Origin of the sequence: Spiribacter sp. SSL99 (assembly GCF_009805925.1) — a bacterium.
Taxonomy (GTDB): Bacteria; Pseudomonadota; Gammaproteobacteria; order Nitrococcales; family Nitrococcaceae; genus Spiribacter; species Spiribacter roseus.
In genome coordinates, this window is the sequence record NZ_MAOM01000003.1 from 1 (window position 1) to 18,351 (window position 18,351).

At 68.8% G+C, this 18,351-nt stretch carries 23 protein-coding genes; 12 read left to right on the forward strand and 11 right to left on the reverse strand.

The annotated features are described in order from the left end of the window. The 3 genes from BA899_RS00765 to rraA form a co-directional block, all read right to left on the reverse strand. Positions 1-270 (reverse strand): RNA-binding S4 domain-containing protein (locus BA899_RS00765; protein WP_200833021.1); only part of this gene is annotated, 270 nt, incomplete at its 3' end. Continuing rightward, positions 263-721, reverse strand: coding sequence for a CBS domain-containing protein (locus BA899_RS00770; protein WP_144348167.1), 459 nt, complete (start codon positions 719-721; stop codon positions 263-265). The genes BA899_RS00770 and BA899_RS00765, both read right to left, overlap by 8 nt. 30 nt (positions 722-751) lie before the next feature. Continuing rightward, positions 752-1,231, reverse strand: coding sequence for a ribonuclease E activity regulator RraA (rraA, locus tag BA899_RS00775; protein ID WP_159299425.1), 480 nt, complete (start codon positions 1,229-1,231; stop codon positions 752-754). 146 nt (positions 1,232-1,377) lie between these two features. Here rraA and BA899_RS00780 point away from each other — a divergent pair, with 146 nt between their 5' ends. Further along, positions 1,378-2,391: a phosphoribulokinase gene (locus tag BA899_RS00780; protein WP_148122264.1), complete on the forward strand. Its 1,014-nt coding sequence runs from the start codon at positions 1,378-1,380 to the stop codon at positions 2,389-2,391. On the opposite strand, the gene BA899_RS00785 is transcribed toward BA899_RS00780, so the two are convergent. From BA899_RS00785 to BA899_RS00795, 3 genes are read right to left on the reverse strand one after another with little or no spacing between them, the layout of a single operon-like run. Continuing rightward, positions 2,388-3,221, reverse strand: coding sequence for a patatin-like phospholipase family protein (locus BA899_RS00785; RefSeq protein ID WP_159299426.1), 834 nt, complete (start codon positions 3,219-3,221; stop codon positions 2,388-2,390). The genes BA899_RS00780 and BA899_RS00785 overlap by 4 nt on opposite strands. After that, positions 3,214-3,810: a YceI family protein gene (locus tag BA899_RS00790; RefSeq protein ID WP_159299427.1), complete on the reverse strand. Its 597-nt coding sequence runs from the start codon at positions 3,808-3,810 to the stop codon at positions 3,214-3,216. Before BA899_RS00790 ends, BA899_RS00785 begins: the two co-directional genes overlap by 8 nt. A gap of 11 nt (positions 3,811-3,821) precedes the next feature. Continuing rightward, positions 3,822-4,538 (reverse strand): CDP-alcohol phosphatidyltransferase family protein, encoded by a 717-nt coding sequence (locus BA899_RS00795; protein WP_159299428.1) that lies wholly within the window; start codon positions 4,536-4,538, stop codon positions 3,822-3,824. 60 nt (positions 4,539-4,598) lie between these two features. Between BA899_RS00795 and BA899_RS00800 the strand changes: the two genes are divergently transcribed. Genes BA899_RS00800 through BA899_RS00820 form a run of 5 tightly spaced genes read left to right on the forward strand, consistent with a single transcriptional unit; the run spans position 4,599 to position 8,717 of the window. Further along, positions 4,599-5,573 carry a zinc-binding alcohol dehydrogenase gene (locus tag BA899_RS00800; protein WP_159299429.1) on the forward strand — a complete coding sequence of 325 codons (975 nt, stop codon included), beginning with the start codon at positions 4,599-4,601 and terminating at the stop codon, positions 5,571-5,573. Positions 5,574-5,582: 9 nt separating this feature from the next. Beyond that, positions 5,583-5,987, forward strand: coding sequence for a 6-carboxytetrahydropterin synthase (locus BA899_RS00805; protein WP_159299430.1), 405 nt, complete (start codon positions 5,583-5,585; stop codon positions 5,985-5,987). A gap of 17 nt (positions 5,988-6,004) precedes the next feature. After that, the gene (locus BA899_RS00810) at positions 6,005-7,060 is read left to right on the forward strand and encodes a glycosyltransferase family 4 protein (RefSeq protein WP_235013272.1); all 1,056 of its coding nucleotides are present in this window, start codon (positions 6,005-6,007) and stop codon (positions 7,058-7,060) included. Further along, positions 7,030-7,851: a class I SAM-dependent methyltransferase gene (locus tag BA899_RS00815; RefSeq protein ID WP_159299431.1), complete on the forward strand. Its 822-nt coding sequence runs from the start codon at positions 7,030-7,032 to the stop codon at positions 7,849-7,851. The genes BA899_RS00810 and BA899_RS00815 overlap by 31 nt, the downstream gene beginning before the upstream one ends. Continuing rightward, entirely contained in the window at positions 7,839-8,717 is an 879-nt protein-coding gene (locus tag BA899_RS00820) for a lysylphosphatidylglycerol synthase transmembrane domain-containing protein (RefSeq protein ID WP_159299432.1), read from the forward strand. The genes BA899_RS00815 and BA899_RS00820 overlap by 13 nt, the downstream gene beginning before the upstream one ends. On the opposite strand, the gene BA899_RS00825 is transcribed toward BA899_RS00820, so the two are convergent. Then, a complete protein-coding gene (locus BA899_RS00825) occupies positions 8,698-9,522 on the reverse strand; it encodes a RibD family protein (RefSeq protein ID WP_110882989.1) in 825 nt (274 codons plus the stop codon). The two genes, BA899_RS00820 and BA899_RS00825, sit on opposite strands and share 20 nt — an antisense overlap. A gap of 62 nt (positions 9,523-9,584) precedes the next feature. Between BA899_RS00825 and BA899_RS00830 the strand changes: the two genes are divergently transcribed. Beyond that, entirely contained in the window at positions 9,585-10,697 is a 1,113-nt protein-coding gene (locus BA899_RS00830) for a GTP cyclohydrolase II (RefSeq protein ID WP_159299433.1), read from the forward strand. Here the strand turns inward: BA899_RS00830 and BA899_RS00835 are convergent. The 3 genes from BA899_RS00835 to BA899_RS00845 are packed head-to-tail and all read right to left on the reverse strand — an operon-like array spanning position 10,694 to position 12,601. After that, entirely contained in the window at positions 10,694-11,503 is an 810-nt protein-coding gene (locus BA899_RS00835; protein ID WP_159299434.1) for a creatininase family protein, read from the reverse strand. The two genes, BA899_RS00830 and BA899_RS00835, sit on opposite strands and share 4 nt — an antisense overlap. Next, positions 11,500-12,180 (reverse strand): uracil-DNA glycosylase family protein, encoded by a 681-nt coding sequence (locus BA899_RS00840; RefSeq protein ID WP_159299435.1) that lies wholly within the window; start codon positions 12,178-12,180, stop codon positions 11,500-11,502. The genes BA899_RS00835 and BA899_RS00840 overlap by 4 nt, the downstream gene beginning before the upstream one ends. 1 nt (position 12,181) lies before the next feature. Further along, positions 12,182-12,601: a hypothetical protein gene (locus tag BA899_RS00845; protein ID WP_069134273.1), complete on the reverse strand. Its 420-nt coding sequence runs from the start codon at positions 12,599-12,601 to the stop codon at positions 12,182-12,184. Between the two features lie 94 nt (positions 12,602-12,695). Between BA899_RS00845 and BA899_RS00850 the strand changes: the two genes are divergently transcribed. The 5 genes from BA899_RS00850 to BA899_RS00870 are packed head-to-tail and all read left to right on the forward strand — an operon-like array spanning position 12,696 to position 17,576. Next, the gene (locus tag BA899_RS00850) at positions 12,696-13,142 is read left to right on the forward strand and encodes a ProQ/FINO family protein (protein ID WP_148122758.1); all 447 of its coding nucleotides are present in this window, start codon (positions 12,696-12,698) and stop codon (positions 13,140-13,142) included. Between the two features lie 31 nt (positions 13,143-13,173). Further along, positions 13,174-13,356, forward strand: a complete 183-nt coding sequence (locus tag BA899_RS00855; protein WP_069134227.1) for a hypothetical protein — start codon at positions 13,174-13,176, stop codon at positions 13,354-13,356. A 12-nt stretch (positions 13,357-13,368) separates the two neighbouring features. Continuing rightward, positions 13,369-14,289, forward strand: coding sequence for an ABC transporter substrate-binding protein (locus tag BA899_RS00860; RefSeq protein WP_159299436.1), 921 nt, complete (start codon positions 13,369-13,371; stop codon positions 14,287-14,289). A gap of 20 nt (positions 14,290-14,309) precedes the next feature. Next, positions 14,310-16,100 (forward strand): SLC13 family permease, encoded by a 1,791-nt coding sequence (locus BA899_RS00865; RefSeq protein WP_159299437.1) that lies wholly within the window; start codon positions 14,310-14,312, stop codon positions 16,098-16,100. A gap of 54 nt (positions 16,101-16,154) precedes the next feature. After that, the gene (locus BA899_RS00870) at positions 16,155-17,576 is read left to right on the forward strand and encodes a M20/M25/M40 family metallo-hydrolase (protein ID WP_159299438.1); all 1,422 of its coding nucleotides are present in this window, start codon (positions 16,155-16,157) and stop codon (positions 17,574-17,576) included. A gap of 7 nt (positions 17,577-17,583) precedes the next feature. Here BA899_RS00870 and BA899_RS00875 read toward each other — a convergent pair whose 3' ends face one another. Then, on the reverse strand, positions 17,584-18,351 hold the full coding sequence (locus BA899_RS00875; RefSeq protein WP_144348150.1) for an SDR family NAD(P)-dependent oxidoreductase: 768 nt from the start codon (positions 18,349-18,351) through the stop codon (positions 17,584-17,586).

Below are 18,351 nucleotides of genomic sequence, written 5' to 3' on the forward strand. Positions count from 1 at the left end.
GGCGCGGACACTGGCGTCGGTCTCGGTGTACAGGGCCTCCGCCTGGGGGGCGGGGCCACGCTGTTCGGCGAGGCCCTCGACATCCACTTCGAACGTCTGCGGGCCCTTGCGGATCAGCAGCCGGTTACCGGCACGGACCGCCCGGGCCGGCTTGGCGCGCACGCCGTCGACGTCCACCTTGCCGCCCTTGATCGCATCCACCGCCAGCCGCCGGGTCTTGAAAAAACGCGCCGCCCACAGCCAGCGGTCCAGGCGCACCGATTCAGCCATCCGCGTGTCCCGTGTAACTGCCGTGCATGTAGCTGGTCAGCGCCGCCACCTCCATGTCGCGCTCGCGCACGACGGCGGCACTCAGATCCCGCACCGACACCATTCCCAGCACGTGCTGCTCATCCATGACCGGTAGATGCCGGACATTGCGCTCGGCCACCAGGGCAAGGGCCTGATCGGTGGTGCCCGAAGGCCCGATCCAGAACACCTCGCGGGTCATCACCGACTCGAGGGCCGTGGTGGCGGGATCGAGCCGCTCACCCAGAACCCGCCGCAGCACATCGCGCTCGGTAAAGATCCCCAGCAGGGTTTCGTCGGGCGTCATCACGAGCACGGCGCCGATGTTGCGCCGGTTCATGAGGGCAACGGCGTCGGCGGCCGTGCTCTCCGGCCCCAGCGCCTGCAGGGATCCGTTTCCCTCGCGCAGCAGCGATCGCATGGTATTGGGCATCAGACTCTCCTCCGGTGGTCGCCGCGCCGTTTACACCAGCGCCCGTTCTGCGATGACAATACCGTCGCGATCGGCACAGAGCCACTCACCGGGGGTCATGGTGGCGCCGGCCAGAGTCACCACGACGCCCACCTCGCCCGCGCCGTCGGGCTGACTGCGGCAGGGGTGGGTGTTGAGTGCCTTGATGCCGATGTCCAGATCGGCCAGATCGGCCGCGTCCCGCACGCAGCCATACACCAGCAGCCCGGCCCAGCCATTGTCCCGCGCCTTGGCCGCGAGCTGATCGCCCATCAGTGCGCAGCGCAGCGATCCCGAGCCGTCGACCACCAGCACCCGACCCTCGCCCGGGGTATCGAGCACCTCCCGCACCCGGCTGTTGTCCTCGAAGGTCTTCACGGTCTGAATCACGCCGGCAAAGCCGTGGCGGCCGCCGTAGTCACCGAAGATCGGGGCCAGCACACGCAGCGCGTCGGCATGGTCGTCGCAGAGATCGGTTGTCTTGATTGCCATTCCGGGACTCCTTGGATGATGCCCCAACGCTAACCGGCCACTGATCCGTGAGCAACTCCGCGGGCCGTCTGGTTTGACACGCCGCCGCGGCGGCGGACAATACCGCTACGCGGCCCGTGTGGCCGGATGGCGGCGCAGGTCGAGCGATGACAGCCAGCTTTTCCCCCGACAAGGCGCCGCGCCCCGGCGCCAATCAGTTGCCTGCCCGACTGGCGGCGCGGGAGCGGCCGATCATCATCGGTGTCGCCGGCGACAGCGGCAGCGGCAAGAGCACCTATACCCAGGGCATCGAATGGCTGCTGGGCTCCGAGCGGGTCAGCCAGATCAGTCTTGACGGCTATCATGCCGAGGATCGGGCGACGCGCCGCGTATCCGGACGCACCCCGCTGGATCCCGAGGCCAACCACCTCGATCGCGCGGTCAGCCACATCAAGCGCTTGCGCGCCGGCGAAGCGGTCGAGGTGCCAGTGTACGACCATGCCTCGGGCACATTCCGCGCGCCGCGCCTGCATACGCCGACGCCGGTGGTGGTCATCGAGGGCCTGCACACCCTTTATCCGGCTTTCCGTCCGCTGCTCGACTTCTCGGTGTATGTGGACACGGCCGCCGCCGTGAAGCGCGACTGGAAGCAGCGCCGTGACACGCGGGAACGCGGCTATGCGGAATCCGATGTGGCCGCCGAGATCGAGCGACGGGCCCATCAGTACGACCGCTGGATCGCCGGCCAGCAGGATGTCGCCGATGTCATCCTGCGCATCCACCCCAGCGAGCTCAGCGAACTGGCCGTGGGCCAGCTGAGCGCCGAAATGCCCGAGACCTGCTATCACCTGGAACTGATCGTGACGCCTCGTGACGATGATCAGCAGTCGCTGTTCCTGCCGGTGGATCTGAGCAACATGACCCGCCAGACCGCCATGCCCTTCATGCTGGCCACCGTGCCCAGTCAGTTCCGCGGCCAGTCGGTGAATGTGCTGCATGTCGACGGCTACATGGCGCCCACGGCCCTTGAGACCCTGGAATATGCGATCTCCGCCTTTGTGGGACTGGACGCGCCAGCGGGTGATCCGGTCAACGGCGCCACGCAGCCATCCACAGTCCGCTTCGCGCAGATGCTGGTGGCCTGGCCGGTGCTCAACCGCATTGTTGCACTGAGCGGCTAGTCGCGCAGGAAGGTCTCGATGGCGGGCTGCAGACGCGCAACCGCCGCCTCGCCCTCGGCGATCGCATCATCGGCACGATGCAGTTCCAGCAGATCGATGTGGGCAAGCTGCGGGGCGATCAACAGATCCGGCGGATCTCCAGCCATGCGGCTGCGGGTGATGCGATCCTGCATGACGTTCACCGCCGTGGCGATCACATCGAACACCCCCGGTGGGGCGCTGGCATCGGCGAGCTGCGCCGGAATGCGCCGGCCCATCAGGCCGTCGCTGAGGTTGACGGCGATCACCCGATCGGCCCCCATCGCGTGGCACAGTGAAATCGGTACCGGATTGACCAGCCCGCCATCCGCCAGCCACTCGGAATCCCGGTAGACCGGGGTAAAGAGCCCCGGCAGCGCCATTGACGCGCGCACCGCGCTGGCCAGATCCCCCCGGCGCAGCCAGCGCTCCTGGCCGCTGTACAGGTCCGTGGCCACCACCCCCAGCGGGCGCTGCAGGTCAGCAAAATCCACTGCCCCCAGGGTGCGGTCGAGCTGCGCCATCAATCGATGCCCCTGGATGAAACCGCCATGCCCCAGATTGACGTCGATGTAGCTCAGGACATCGCGGCGCTTGAGCGATCGCACCCAGGTCTCGAACGCGTCCAGCCGGCCGTTGCAGAACATCGCGGCGACGATGGCACCGACTGACGTCCCGGCGATGATTGACGGCTCGATGCCCTGCTGACGCAAGGCGCGGATGACGCCGATGTGTGCCCAGCCGCGCGCCGCGCCGCCGCCCAGGGCCAGGCCGATGCACCCGCCCGGCGGCGACGGGCGTGACTCAGTCATCCTCGCGGATGGCCTCGAACTCGATGATCAGTTCGACCCGGTCACCCACCAGCTCATTCTCCAGCGCGTAGTCCATGCCGAACTCGCTGCGCCGGATCGCGCCACGCGCCGATCCGCCCAGGGTGTCGGCACCGCCAATGGGATGCTCACCGCGGCGATTGAGAGTCAGATCGAGCTCAATGGGGCGCGTGACGCCGAGCATCGTCAGCTCGCCGCGCAGGATGCCCTCGCCCTCGCCGGTGGGTTCATAGCCGTTGGCCTCAAAGACGATCGTCGGATGCGCGTCCGCGGCCAGGAAGTCCCCGTCGCGCACATGACCATCGCGTTCATCGTGGCCGGTAAAAACGCTGTCGGCGGCCACTTCGACCCGCCCCGATTCGAGCGTTCGGGTCTCCGCGTCATAACGGAACCCGCCGCTGACATCGGTGAACTGGCCGAGGACATCGGCAAAGCGGGCATGCCCGATCAGGAAACCGACACTGACATGGCTTTCATCCAGCCGGAAACGCTCCGGCTCGGCCTGGACCGGTGCCGTCATCAAGCCTAGCGCGAGCAACAGGGCCAGCGCGCGCATTGCATTGTGAACCATGAGAGACCTCCTCAATGATCGGCTGTCCGCCATAACATGACCCCATCCACGATAAAGGAATAACTGAGCAGGATCAGCAGCACGGCGACCGACGGCGGCACCCAGGCGGCAGGAAAGTCCGGTGCCAGCAACACCACGAGGGCACCGGTCTGCACCCCGCAGATCACCCGGCGACGCTGTGAGGGCGGCAGGGGCCGGCGCAGCGCGGGACGCCAGTAACCGGCAAGGATGAACGCATAGCGCCAGCCACCGATGGCGAGCACCCAGGCACCCGCGAGATCAAGCCGGAGCAGCCACAGTGTCAGCACCAGCAGCAGCACGGCATCCAGCTCCATATCAAAGCGCGCCCCTGCAGGAGTCTGACAACCCAGACGCCGCGCCACCCAGCCATCGATGCCATCCAGCACAAAGGCCGTCATGCCGAGCGCGAAGGGCAGCATGGCGACGTTCGGCCCGCTCCCGGCAGCGGGCAGGAGCCCGACCAGCAACATCACGAGCAGGCCGCGCCCCATGGTCACCCGATCAGCGGGGGTCAGTACCCGGTTGCCCACCAGCCGCCACACCAGCAGGGCCAGCGCGGCATAGGCGGCCAGCGCCAGCGGCAGCACCCCGGCGGGCAGATCCAGTGTCTGCTGCAACCCGCCGGCGGCGGCGGTCAGCACAATGGCCGCCACCAGCAGGTCGGGTAGGATCTGCAGGGGTGAATCGTCCGTCCCGGGGGGAACCAATGCTACGCTCCGTTTTCCGAGTCAATTCGCCAAGTCTAGCAGCATGAGGACCGCATCGGCGTGACCCGTCAGCACAGCAGTCAGGCCTTCTGGATCGTGGCGCCGCGCAGCGGCGGGATCCGCGATGAATCGGTCGCGGTAGCCGACGACGATTCGGTGGGCATCCGCGCCCTTTACTCGGGCATCAGTCATGGCACCGAGTCGCTGGTCTGGCAGGCGCGGATCCCCGTCAGCCAGCAGACCCGCATGCGCGCACCTTTCCAGGCCGGCGAGTTTCCAGCGCCGGTCAAGTATGGCTATGCCAGTGTCGGCGTGGTCGAGTCCGGCGCCGAGGCACTGATCGGACAGACGGTGTTCTGTCTCTACCCCCACCAGCGCCGCTACACCGTGCCGCTTGCCGCCGCCCATCCACTGCCGGCGGGCCTGCCGCCGGAGCGCGCGGTACTGGCCGCCAACGTCGAGACCGCCCTGAACATCTGCTGGGACGCCGAACCCCAAGCCGGCGAGCGCATCAGCGTGATCGGCGCGGGCGTGGTGGGTGCGCTCGCCGCCGCGCTCTGCGCCGAAATCCCCGGCACCGAGGTGGAGCTGGTGGACATCAATCCGGATCGCCACGCGCTTGCGGCGCCGCTGGGTGTTGCCTTTGCCACACCCGATGCCGCGCGCCCCGACAACGACCGGGTCATTCACGCGAGCGCCAGCGAGTCCGGCCTGGCCCTGGCCCTGAGGATCGCCGCGGACGAGGCCATGCTGATCGAGGCAAGCTGGTTTGGTGACCACCCGCCCCAGGTGCCACTGGGCGAGGCCTTTCACTCGCGCCGCCTGACCCTGCGCGCCAGCCAGGTCGGACAGCTCGCCCCGGTCATGCGCCCGCGCTGGGACCATGGCCGACGCATGCGCAAGGCCCTGGAACTGCTGGCTCATCGCGCCCACTGGGATTGTCTGATCGACGGCGAGACCGCGTTTGATGATCTGCCCGCGACGATGGACTCGATCGTCACCCGGCCGGGTCTGTGTCACCGCATCAAGTATTAAGGAGACAGAATGTACAGCGTCAACGTCCGCGATCACTTCATGATCGCCCACAGCTTTCAGGGCGAGACATTCGGGCCCGCCCAGGCCCTGCACGGCGCCACTTACGTCACGGATGCCACGTTCTTCCGCGACGGCCTCGACGATGACAACGTGGTGGTGGACATTGCCCGCGCCAGCACGGTGCTGCACGACATCCTGTCGCGCTACAACCTCGTCAACCTCGACGGCCTGCCGGAGTTCGAGGGCGTCAACACCACCACGGAGTTTCTCGCCCGGCATATCGCCGATGCGCTGGCGACCGCCATTCACGCCGGTGAGCTGGGCGAAACCGCCTGCACCCTGGATCGACTGCGGATCACCCTGCACGAGTCGCACATCGCCTCGGCCGCCTACGAGCGCTCGCTCCAGCTGTGACCGTCTGCCATTTCCTGGTGCCGGGGTCACTGGACCGACCCACCGGGGGGAGCCGTTATGACCGTCGGATCATCGACGGCCTGCGCGGTGCGGGCGTTAGCGTCGACGTCGACGCCCTGCCCGGCTGCTTTCCGGATGCCGACCCCACCGCCCGCGAGGCTGTGGACGCCGCGCTTGCGCGGATCCCGGATGGTCGGGCGGTGGTGATCGACGGTCTGGTGCTGGGACGACTGGCGTCGACGGTGGCCCCGCACGCCGGGCGCCTTCGCATTCATGCGCTGGTGCATCACCCCCTGGCCGATGAAACCGGCCATGACCCCGCCCGCGTGGAGCAACTGATCCATGACGAAGCCCGTGCGCTGGGCGCGGCGACCCGCGTCATCGCCACCAGCGCCTTCACCGCCCAACGGCTGCGGACGCTGGGGTTGTACGCGGGCGAAGTCAGCGTCATCCCACCCGGATGCACGCCGCGACCGCTCGCCACGGGACGGCCGGGGCAGCCGCCGTTGCTGCTCTGCGTCGCCTCGATCACGCCGCGCAAGGCCCAGCATCGCCTGATCGAGGCGCTAGCCGGGCTGGTCGACCGACCCTGGCAGTGCCAGCTCATCGGCGCCTTGGATCTGGATCCCGACTATGCCGCCGCCATCGCCAGACAGCGCGACGCCGAGGGCCTGCAGGACCGCATCACCCTCACCGGCGCCGCCGACGAGCAGCGTCTGGACGAGGCCTATCGCCAGGCCGAGCTGTTCGTCCTGCCGTCGCTCTACGAGGGCTACGGCATGGTGATCAGCGAGGCCGTCGCTTATGGGCTGCCGGTAATCACCACCACCGGTGGTGCGCTGGCAACCACCCTTCCGCCGGAGGCCGGCATCACTGTCCCGCCGGACGACCCGACAGCGCTGCGCGACGCCATCGCCGCGCTACTGGATGACCCCTCCCGGCGTCAGGCCCTGGCGCGGGGGGCCCGTCGCGCCCGCCGCGAGCTCAATGACTGGGATCGGAGCGTCGCGCTTTTCATGGCTCTCATCGAGGAGGCATCGCCATGCCCGAGCAGTTTGCCGCCCGCTGGCTGACCCTGCGTGAGCCGGCCGACCATGCGGCCCGTGACGACACGCTACTCACGCCCCTGATCGACGTCCTGCCGCGGGATCGAACGATCCGTATCACCGATCTGGGCGCCGGTGCCGGCAGCAACCTGCGCTACCTGGGCCCACGCCTGCCCCAGGCGCAGGCGTGGACGCTCATCGATCACGATCGCGGGCTGCTCGACCAGGCGGTGGCCCTGGCGCATCCAGCCGACGACGATCGCCACGTGGCACGGGTTCAGGCCCGGGCCCACCCGGCCGATCTCGGCACATTCCCCGACTGCCTCGACACAACGCCCGATCTGCTCACCGCCTCGGCCCTGCTCGATCTGGTACCGGACGCCTGGCTGCGGCGGGTGGTGGACACCTGCTGCCGGCGCGGTCTGCCGGCCCTGTTCGCACTCAACGTGGACGGCCGCCTGGCGTTTTCCCCCACGCTGGAGGCTGACCAGCAGGTCGAGGCCGCGGTCCTTGCCCACCAGCGCGGAGCCAAGGACATGGGACCGGCGCTGGGCCCGGATGCCCCCGCCGTTGCAGCGCAGTTGTTCCGCGAGCGCGGGGCAAGCGTTGACTGCCGGGCCAGCGACTGGCATCTCACCCCGGAACAGGCCGCGCTGCAGCGGCCACTCATCGAGGGCTGGCATGCCGCCGCCCGAGCCCAGCAACCCGACGCCGCCGCGGTCATCGATCGCTGGCGGGACGAGCGCCTGCGCGCGCTCGAGCACAGTTTCATCACGGTCGGGCATCAGGACCTGCTGGTCATTCCGTGCCGCGACTGATCCGGCTGCTGGTCAGCCTGGCCATTCTGGGCCTGATCGCCCGGCAGTTCGGGGCCGGCGTGCTCGAGCGGCTGCAGGCCATCGAGCCGGGCTGGATGATCGTGGCGCTGTCCATCACCGTTGCCCAGGTGCTGCTGTCGGCATGGCGCTGGCGGTTTACGGCGGCCCGGCTGCAGATCGCGCTGCCGGCGGGCCGCGCCGTGGGCGAGTACTACCTGGCGACGCTGGTCAATCAGGTGCTGCCCGGCGGTGTGGTGGGCGACGCTCAGCGCGCCTGGCGCCACAGTCAGGGCATGCCGCGGCGTGGACCGGCCTTTCAGGCGGTGGTCATCGAGCGGCTATCGGGTCAGCTCGCCATGGTGGCCATCGCGGTGGGCGTCTGGGTCTACTGGCCACCCGGTGGCGCGCTGAGCCTGCCCATTTCGTCGGGCGGCCTGGCATTGGCGGCGCTGACGGCCGCCGCGGTGGTCATCGCCATCGGCCTGATTCCGCGCCACCGGCGCGCCTGGCTCGGCGACTGGCGCCGCGCACTGCACTCGGCGCTGCTGACCCCCCGGGTGCTGCCCATCCAGCTGGCCGCTTCCCTGGCCGTCGCGGCCAGCTATATCGCGGTCTACACCTGCTGCGTCCTGGCACTGGATCCGGCGACACCGGCGTCCGCCTGGCTGCCACTGATACCACTGGTCCTGTTCACCATGCTGATCCCTGCAAGCATCGCAGGATGGGGACTGCGCGAGGGGGCGGCCGCCCTGCTCTGGCCGCTCGCCGGCTTGCCCGCGGCGGAGGGCATCACCGCTGCGGTACTCTACGGCGCGCTGTCACTGGCGGCCAGCACGCCCGGTCTGATCATGCTGATACGGCGTTGAAATCGAGCCGGTAGAGCCGATCATCCCCCAGGTCGAAGGGCGTCACCGCGGGGCGCAGGGCCTCATCCATGTGATCGATGCGCGGCAGATTCAGGCCGGTTGGCCCTGATCCAATGATCACCGGCGCAACCACCAGATAGAGCGTATCCACCAGGCCCGCCGCCAGCCATGCGGAAACGGTCCTGGCCCCCCCTTCCACCAGCAGTCGCTGCACACCCGCCGCGGCCAGGCACTGCAGCGCTGTGGCCGGCGCCAGATCGGGCAGCGCAAAACGGCGATCCACCGCGGGAGCCGCCACCGACGGGCCGGTCAGCGCCCAGGTGGGGGCCGCGCCATCCCGCAGGAGCGCCGCGTCAGCCGGCAGCCCGGTGCGACTCATGACCACCGCTCGAACCGGGTTGGGTCCCGCCACTTCACGGACGGTCAGGCGTGGATTGTCGGCGACGACGGTCCCGGCGCCGACCAGCACCGCATCGCAGAGCGCCCGCAGGCGATGCAGGTGGGCCCGGTCAGCGGCGCCCGTCACGTAATGGGAATGCCCGGTTGCCGTGGCGATACGCCCGTCGAGGCTCTGGCCAAGCTGCGCGACCACCCGCGGCCGTTGCCGGACCGGGGCGAGCAACGGGGCATAGCGCGCCTGCAGTGCCGGGGCGACGGCCTCGGCAGCGATTCCGCCGATATCCGCCGGCCATTCCACCGGTTGCGCCGCAGCGGGCAGGGAACAGCGCCGGCACTGGGCGACGAGCGCTTCCCAGCCCATCGGCGGTGGGGCCGCCGCCCCGCGGGATCGGTTATGCTGTGTCATATTGACAGAATTGTTGCAGGCATGAACGGTCTATTGCGAGAAGTTGATTCCAAGGAGCAGGCATGCAGCGCATCCGGCGCGCACTGATCGACCTCAGACGGGGTGAGCCCGTCCACGTGACCCATCCCGCCGGCGCGATGCTGGTGCTGGCACTGGAAAACCTCAGCGACGGTCTGATGGCCCGGGCACGGTCGCTGGCCTCCGGGGAGGCGCGGCTGCTGATGACCCGCCACCGGGCACGGGCCATCGGCATGGAAACCGCCCCCGGCGAGGATCTGGCCGTTCCCCTGGACACCGATGACGGCGTCGCGACCGCGGTCACACTGGCCGGCGATCTCACGACCCGCAGCGCCGAGCCGGTGGCCCGTAATGCCCGCGCCGACGAGCAAGCTGCCCTGGATCTGGCCCGTCAGGCCACACTGCTGCCGGCGCTGATCGCCATCGATACCCATGACGACGACCGCGCATTGGTCGATGACATCCGCAATGGCGAAATCCTCTCGGTTAATGTCGCGGACATCCACGCAGCGGGTATCGAGAATGCCCGCCAGCCGGAGCGCATCAGCGAAGCGCAGGTCCCGCTGGCCGATTCAGAGCAATCGCGGTTCATTCTCTACCGCGAGGCGGACGGGCTGCTCGAGCATGTCGCGCTGATGGTGGGCGATCCCGACCACTGGCCGGACACGCCGGCGCTGCGTATGCACTCGGCCTGCCTCACCGGGGATCTGTTCGGATCACTGCGCTGCGACTGCGGCGAGCAGCTGCGCAGTGCCGTGGGCACGATCGCTGATGAGGGCGGCGGGATCCTGCTCTACCTCGCCCAGGAGGGGCGCGGCATTGGTCTTGCGAATAAACTGAGGGCCTACGGCCTCCAGGACACGGGCCTCGACACCGTCGACGCCGATCGGCTTCTGGGCTTCGGCGCGGATGAACGCCGTTATGAGGTGGCCGCGGCCATGCTCGACGATCTGGGGATCAGCCGCGTCCGCCTGATGACCAACAACCCCGGCAAGATTGCGGCCCTCGAGCGGCACGGCATTCAGATCGCCGGCCGCGAGGCGGTTCACGGCGCACTCAACCGCCACAACGAGCGCTACCTGACCACCAAGGCGGAGCGCGCGGGCCACTGGCTGGATGATGTGGTTTCGCAGTCGGTGGGCGAACAGCCCCGCTAGTACCCGGGCGCTGGCGGCGACAGGCACGCCAGGGGGAAATCCGCCGCCTCGGTCAGAATGGCGGCCAGTGCATCAGCATAGTGCCGGGCCAGGCGGGCACCCAGCGCCGCATCCGCCAACCGGGCATCCCCGCAGACGCCGGCCGGATTGAGGTCGCCGGCCAGCCAGGCGAATCGTGCCGGGCGCGACTCGGCACCGATCCACTCAAACGCCGCCAGGGCCTCGAACTCCACCGAGGCGTGATGGGCAATCGCGCTGGCCACCACCTGCTGCGGCGCGAAGTGCCACATCAACGCCGTCTCCAGCGCGCCGCCGTGCAGCCCCTCGCGGGCCTCGCGGGCGGTCAGCGCATCAGCGGGGGGCGGAAAGTCGAAATAACAGGCCTGCACCACCAGCAGACCAAAGTCCCGGCGCAGCCGCAGCGCCGCGGTGGCCATCGCCGCCAGGTTGCCACCATGCGCGGAGAACATCACCACGCGGCGCAGCCCGGCGCGGGCCAGCGACGCCCCCAGATCATAGAGCATGGCCTCGAAGGTGGCCGGGGAAAGCGCCAGGGTACCGGCCCAATCCATGTGCTCAACACCCTGTCCCAGTGCCTGGGTAGGCATCCGCAACACGTGCACCCGCTCATCACAGCGCTGCATGGCCGCTTTTGAGAGCCCCTCCGCGATCCAGGCGTCAGTGGCCAGTGGCAGGTGCCCCCCGTGCTGCTCTATGGCCCCCAGCGGCAGCAGTGCGACACTCGCCTCGCTGATATCGTCGCGCAGGGAATGGGTGGTGTGGTCGGCCCAGTCGTGGGCGGTCATGCCCGGCCCTCCAGCGCGTCCAGGCGCGCCGCCAGCAGACCGGGGAAGCGCTTGAACCAGGTGGCATTGAGCGGCGAGGGATGCGGCAGCGGATGCAATCGCAGCGACCGTCGCCGTCCATCCGGGCCGTGGAATGCAATGTCGAGGGATTTTGAGAAACGCCCGTCAAGCCGCCAGTGATCATCCAGCCGCCGGCGCTCGGCCGGCGACTGTTCAAGACCGAACCAGAAAAAGGCTTCGCGCCCGAGGGTGATCACCTCGCGCCCCTGCCATTGATCCAGCAACAGTTCGGCGACCAGGGGCTGGAAGTGTCGTTTGACGCCCATGGGCCAGGCCTTGTTGCCAACGGGTTTGTAGGGGACGGTGTTGGCCCAGAAATAGGGCTCACCGGCGGCCAGCGCCCCGGCGGTGTCGGTGAGCGGGGCGTGAAACCGGCGCTCGTGCAGCACCCGTCGGACCTGCCGGCCGCCGGCGCCGATGAAGGGCACGCCGACATGCACCTCATCGCGCCCCGGGTCGCGACCGAAAAAGGCAATGCGAGCATCCGCCGGCCCGAGACCGAATATCGGTTCAGTCGGGTCCCGCCCGGCGGCGGCATAGACCGCATCATCGCGGCCGGTGAGCCCGGCGGCCGCCGTGCGAAAGCGCTCGCGCAGGGCGCCGGGCAGGGTCCGCATGTCAGTGCACGGTGGCCTGACGCTCGCGGGATTCCTTGAGCACGCCCACGACGTCCTCTTCCCAGCTCTTGGCGAGTGGCGACTGGGCCACCAGTGCCGAGACCTCGTCGGCGCTGACGGGATCACCCCCATCGTCGCCGACGGCGAGGCGGAAGTGATCCGCGTCGCGCAGCTCGTAGGCGCGCTCCCCGCTGTCGCCATCGCCCACGCGCAGCGTGATTTCGTCGGCATCGACGATCGCCCGCCAGTTGACCTGCGCCATCCAGCCGCGGGCGTTGGAGTACAGGGACACGCCCGCCAGCTCATGGCCGCTGCCCCGCTGATTGTCCATGACGTGGACGCTGCTCGAGAGGTGCTCGAATGGATTGTCTTCGAGAATCTGCAGGAGCTCTTGCTTGGGGATAACGGGCTCTGCTCTCATCAAATCCACCTTTGCAGTCACATGTTTCATGGTTGCATCATACAACCCGACCGCCGGTCTGTTGACCCATATCCGCATCGCGTATGCTTTAGCCATGTCCAATTCCAATCGCCAGAGGCAGCGGCGCGCCGAGCGCACCCGCGAATTCCTCAACGAACTCAGCCAGCGCTATCCGGCGTGCTTTGCCCGCCAGCGGGACCGGATCCGTCCCCTGGAGATCGGTATTGAGAAGGCATTGCGCAGCGACCTCGATGACCCGCCCGCCGACGAGCCGATCCCCAATTGGCTCATCCGCCAGGCACTCGCGCGGTATACGCGGGCACCCGCCTATCTGAACGCCATCATCGCCGGCCATGACCGGGTCAATCTACAGGGCGAGCCGGTCGAGGCAGTGACCGAATCGGCCATCAGCCGCGCCCGCGAACAGCGCGCCGAGCAGAAACAGCGCAGCGCGGAGCGCAAACGCCAGCAGGCGGAGGAAGCCGAGGCCCGCCAGCGTCAGGAAAAACTCGAGCAGCTCGCCAACCGCTTCAATCAGTAATCAACTCAACCTTTCGCAGCAGGACCTATCATTGAACCGAAGCATTGATCTGAAGGCGTTGAGCCGGGAGGCGCTTGACGCGCTGCGCGGCCAGATCGACCAGGAGCTCGAGGCACGCGCGTTCGAGCAGCGGCTGCGCCGTGACCTGGAGTCCCATCGCAATCGGCAGGCCTGGATCGACAGCCACCACTCGGGCCAGCGCCGTCGACGCTAGCGCCGGCTGACCATGAGCCAGCGCATTGTCTCCCTGCTCCCCGGTGCCACCGAAATCGTCGCCGCACTGGGACTCGGCGATCAGCTGGTGGGGATTTCGGCGGAGTGTGATCAGCCACCGGCGCTGATGGATCGCCCGCGGGTCAGTCTGGCCGCGCTGGAAACCACCGAAAGCGACCCGGCGGCGATTGACCGCGAAGTCCGCGACCGACTCGCCCGGGGGGCCCCGCTTTTCCAGGCCGACCCGGAGACGCTTCGGGCCCTGCGTCCGGATCTGATCCTCTCGCAGTCGCTGTGTGACGTCTGCGCGGCGACGCCCGCCAGCCTGACCACCGAGGCCATCGGCGCCGCGATGGTGCTCGCACTCGATGGGCGCGACCTCTCCGGCCTGCTGCAGGACATCCGACGGGTGGCGGAGGCCGCCGGTGTGCCGGCCCGTGGCGAGGCACTCATCGCGGCACTCGACCGGCGGCGTCACGCCATTGCACCCGCGACCGGCGAGCGGCCCCGGGTACTGGCGGTGGAATGGCCCGAGCCGCTGTTCATCGGGGGGCACTGGGTACCCGATATGATCGTCAGCGCCGGGGGGCGGCCGCTCAACGCGCCGGGAGATCACTCGGTGGTCATCGACTGGGACGCGGTGCGCGCTTTCGCCCCCTCACATATTCTGGTGCTACCCTGCGGCCAGTCGCTGGCGGGGGCGGAGGAAGGGCTGGGGCGCCTGCGCGGGCGCCCCGGCTGGAGCGAACTGCCCGCCGTCCTGAACGCCCGGGTCCATCTGCTCGACGGCAACCGATTCTTCAGTCGCCCGGGGCCGGCCGCCGTGACGGGGCTGGAGATCGTCGCCCATCTCCTTGGCACTGGATCGAGCGCCGACCCCGCTCCCGGGGCATGGCGAACCGCGACGCCGACCGAGATCAGACCGGGGGCTTGAACGGCAACGGAGTAATGCCGATGGGTTGGGAAGGCTGGCTGACGATCCTTGTGGTCCTGTCGGTACTGGCAGGGCTGGCGAGCGGCATTGCCTCGCCGGTCGGGGTGCTGTTCGCCGCACTGGCCGTACTGGTCACGGCGACGGCGGTCAGTGGCAGCGGGCAGCTGCTCGACGCCGCCAGCGCCGCCCAGGGGTTCGGCAGCAGCGGCCTGATCACCGTCGGGCTGCTGTTCGTGGTCGCGTCCGGGCTGACCCGGACCGGCGCCATCGCCATGATCGCCGACCCGCTGATCACCCGCTCGCGCGGCCTCCGCTCCGCGCAGCTGGGGCTGTTGACGCCGGTGGCGGGGCTCAGCGCCTTTCTCAACAACACCCCCATCGTCGCCGTCTTCCTGCCGGTGGTCGATGACCTGGCGCGGCGCCTTCAGCTGCCGGCCTCGCGGCTCTATCTGCCCCTGAGCTATGCCGCCATTCTGGGCGGGACATGCACGCTCATTGGCACCAGCACCAACCTGATCATCAACGAGCTCGCCCGCGACGGCCGCGGCCTGCCGGGGCTGGGCCTGTTCGAGCTGGCCTGGGTGGGTGTGCCCATCACCGCGGTGGGGCTGATCTATCTGCTGGCGGCCTCGCCCTGGCTGCTGCCGGACCGCCGTGACCTGAGCGCCGACCGACTCGACCCCCGCCAGTACACCGTCGAGGTGGAAGTAGTCCAGGACGGCCCGCTGGTCGGCAAACGCATCGAGGAGGCGGGGCTGCGCCATCTGCCCGGCCTGTTCCTGGCCGAAATCGAGCGTCAGGGCGAGGTCATTCCGGCGGTGGGGCCCACCGAAAAACTCCGCGCCGGCGACCGACTGGTGTTTGTCGGGGTGCTGGAGTCCGTGGTCGACCTGCACAAGATGCGCGGACTGCGACCGGCCACCCGAGCGGTGGAAGACCTAAACGAGCCGCGCCGGGAACGGTGCCTGGTGGAGGCCGTGGTCTCTGAAGCCTGCCCGCTGGTGGGCCGCAGCATTCGCGATGGCCGTTTCCGCGAGCGCTATCAGGCGGCGGTCATTGCGGTAGCCCGGGGCGGTCGCCAGCTGCCCGGTAAGATCGGCGACATCGTGCTGCGCCCGGGCGATACCCTGTTGCTCGAAACCCACCCGAGCTTTGTCCGTCGCCAGCGCGACGCCCGCGACTTCTATCTGGTCAGCGGCGTCGAGGACTCGGCACCCCCCCAGCATGACAAGGCCGGACTGGCCATCCCGATCCTGATCGGCATGGTGGCGCTGGCGGCAAGCCCGTGGATGAGCATGCTCAATGCCGCCCTGCTCGCGGCAATGGCGCTGGTGATCACGCGCTGCATCGAGCTGGGCGAGGCCATCCGCAACGTCAACTGGAACGTCCTGCTGGTCATCGGTGCGGCATTGGGCGTCGGTCAGGCCATGGACAACAGTGGGGCCGCCGCGGTCATCGGCAGCCAGGTCATCGCCCTGACCGCCGATCGCCCGCTGCTGACCCTCGCGGCGATCTATCTACTGACGCTGGTCACCACCGAGATGATCACCAACAATGCCGCCGCCGTGCTGATCTTTCCCATTGCCATGGCGGCGGCGGAATCCCTCGGAGTCTCATCGACGCCGTTCGCCGTGACCATCATGATCGCGGCCTCGGCGGCCTTTGCCACGCCCATCGGCTATCAGACCAACCTCATGGTGTTCGGGCCGGGCGGCTACCGGTTCGGCGACTATGTCCGCTTCGGCCTGCCCTTGAATCTGATCGCCATGCTGCTGGCATTGCTGATCATCCCCCGGGTCTGGCCCCTCTAGGAACGGATCGATAGGCTGAGCCCTCCAAGCCCGGACAGACAATCAGAGGCGTACATGAGCGGCTATCTCAATCTGGAACAGGCACAGGCCATGGTCGAGTCGGACTGGCGCGAAAGCATTCGCCCGGCACTCGAGGCGTTCATCCGCATTCCCGCGAAGTCACCCGCCTTTGACCGCGACTGGTCAGCAAACGGGTACATTGACGAGGCCGTCGCCCAGGTCGAGGCCTGGTGCCGGGCCCAGGCGCCCGCGGGCAGTCATGTCGAAGTGATCCGTCTGCGGGGTCGCACGCCCCTGCTCTGGGTGGATGTACCGGGCACTGGCCCCGGCGAGACCCTGCTCTATGGGCATCTCGACAAACAGCCCGAAGCCAGCGGCTGGGACAGCGACAAGGCCCCCTGGACACCGGTGGCCGAGGGCGATCGGCTGTACGGCCGCGGCGCGGCGGATGACGGCTATGCCGTTTTCTCCTCGCTCGAGGCGGTGCGGCTGCTTCACGAACAGGGCGTCTCCTGCCCGCGCTGCATGCTGTTGATCGAGTGCGCCGAGGAAAGCGGCAGCCCCGATCTGCCCGCCTACATCGAGCACCTCGGTCCGCGCCTCGGGCAGCCGGGGCTGGTGGTCTGCCTCGACTCGGGCTGCGCGAACTACGAGCAGCTCTGGGTCACCACCTCGCTGCGCGGGATGGCCGCCGGTGACCTGACGGTGCGGGTGCTCGATCAGGGCGTCCACTCGGGGGACGCCGGTGGCGTGGTGCCGTCGAGTTTCCGGATCGCCCGGGCACTGCTCGAGCGGATCGAAGACACGGCCACGGGGGCGATCCGCCTGCCGGCGCTGCAGGCCGAGATCCCCGCCGAGCGGGTGGAGCAGGCCGAGCTTGCCGCGTCAGTGATCGGGACCGATCTGGCCGACAAGTACCCGTGGGCGAGCGCCACCCGGCCCAACAGCGAGTCGACACCGACCCTGATCCTCAACCGCACATGGCGCCCGGCCCTGGAAGTGATCGGTGCCGATGGACTGCCGCCCCGCACCGAGGCCGGGAACGTGCTGCGCCCGGCGACCACCCTGCGGCTGTCACTGCGACTGCCACCGACGGTGGACGGCGAGGCGGCCACCCGCGCACTCCAGCAGACCCTGACCGAGGCCCCGCCGCAGAATGCCGAAGTGCAGTTCCATCCCGCGGGTGCCGCCAACGGCTGGAATGCCCCGGCGTTCGCCGGCTGGCTGGGTGACAGCCTTGGTGCCAGCTCCCGGGCCTGGTTCGGTCAACCCGCCGTGTTCATGGGCGAGGGCGGCAGCATCCCGCTGATGAACCTGCTTGGCGCGCACTTTCCGGCGGCGCGGTTCCTCGTCACCGGCGTGCTGGGCCCCGGCTCCAATGCCCATGGGCCCAACGAGTTCCTGCACATGCCCATGGCCCAGCGCTTGAGCGGTGTGGTGGCCGAGGCACTGGCCGCGCAGTCGGCCGCCGACTAGCCGACGCCTACCAGGGGATCGGGGCGCCGTCCCAGGCATAGAACCCGCCGTTGTCCGCCGTCGTGGCGGCATCGATGCGGGCGAGCAGCTTGCCGGCGGCGAACGCCGGGGTGAACAGTTTGCCCTCGGGGACGCGCGCCTGAAACGGTTCAGACAGATCGGTGCGGGTGGTGCCGGGGTGCAGCGCCAGGCAGATCACCCGGCGTGCCCGACGCGTGCATTCGATGGCCAGGTCGCGGGTGAGCATGTTCTGGGCCGCCTTGCTGGTGCGATAGGCATACCACCCGCCCAGGCGATTGTCGCCGATGCTGCCCACCCGCGCGGAGAGGCTGGCAAACACCGCGCGCTGCGAGTGGTTGAGAAGCCCCAGGCACTCCCGGGCGATCAGCGCCGGCGCCAGGGTATTGACCCGATAGCTGGTGAGCATGCCCTCGGCGCTGATCGACTCGACGCGCTTTTCCGGCCAGATACCCTGCGCCTCGTCATGGAGCAGGCCAAACGCATTGATCAGCAGGTGCAGCCGCGGCTGATCGGCCCGCAGTGTCGCCGCCATCGCAGCGATGCTGGCCTCATCGAGGATATCCACGGCCAGCGGCATACAGCGCTCGCCATAGGCTTCGCGCAGGGCGGTCAGCCGGGGGCTGTCCGGGGTACGTGTGGCCGCCCAGACCCGACGCGCCGACGAGCCGGCCAGCAGCTGCTCCACCAGCGCCGCACCAATCCCGCCGCTGGCGCCGACCACCAGGACATTCGAGTCGTGATCGAGCGTTTCCAT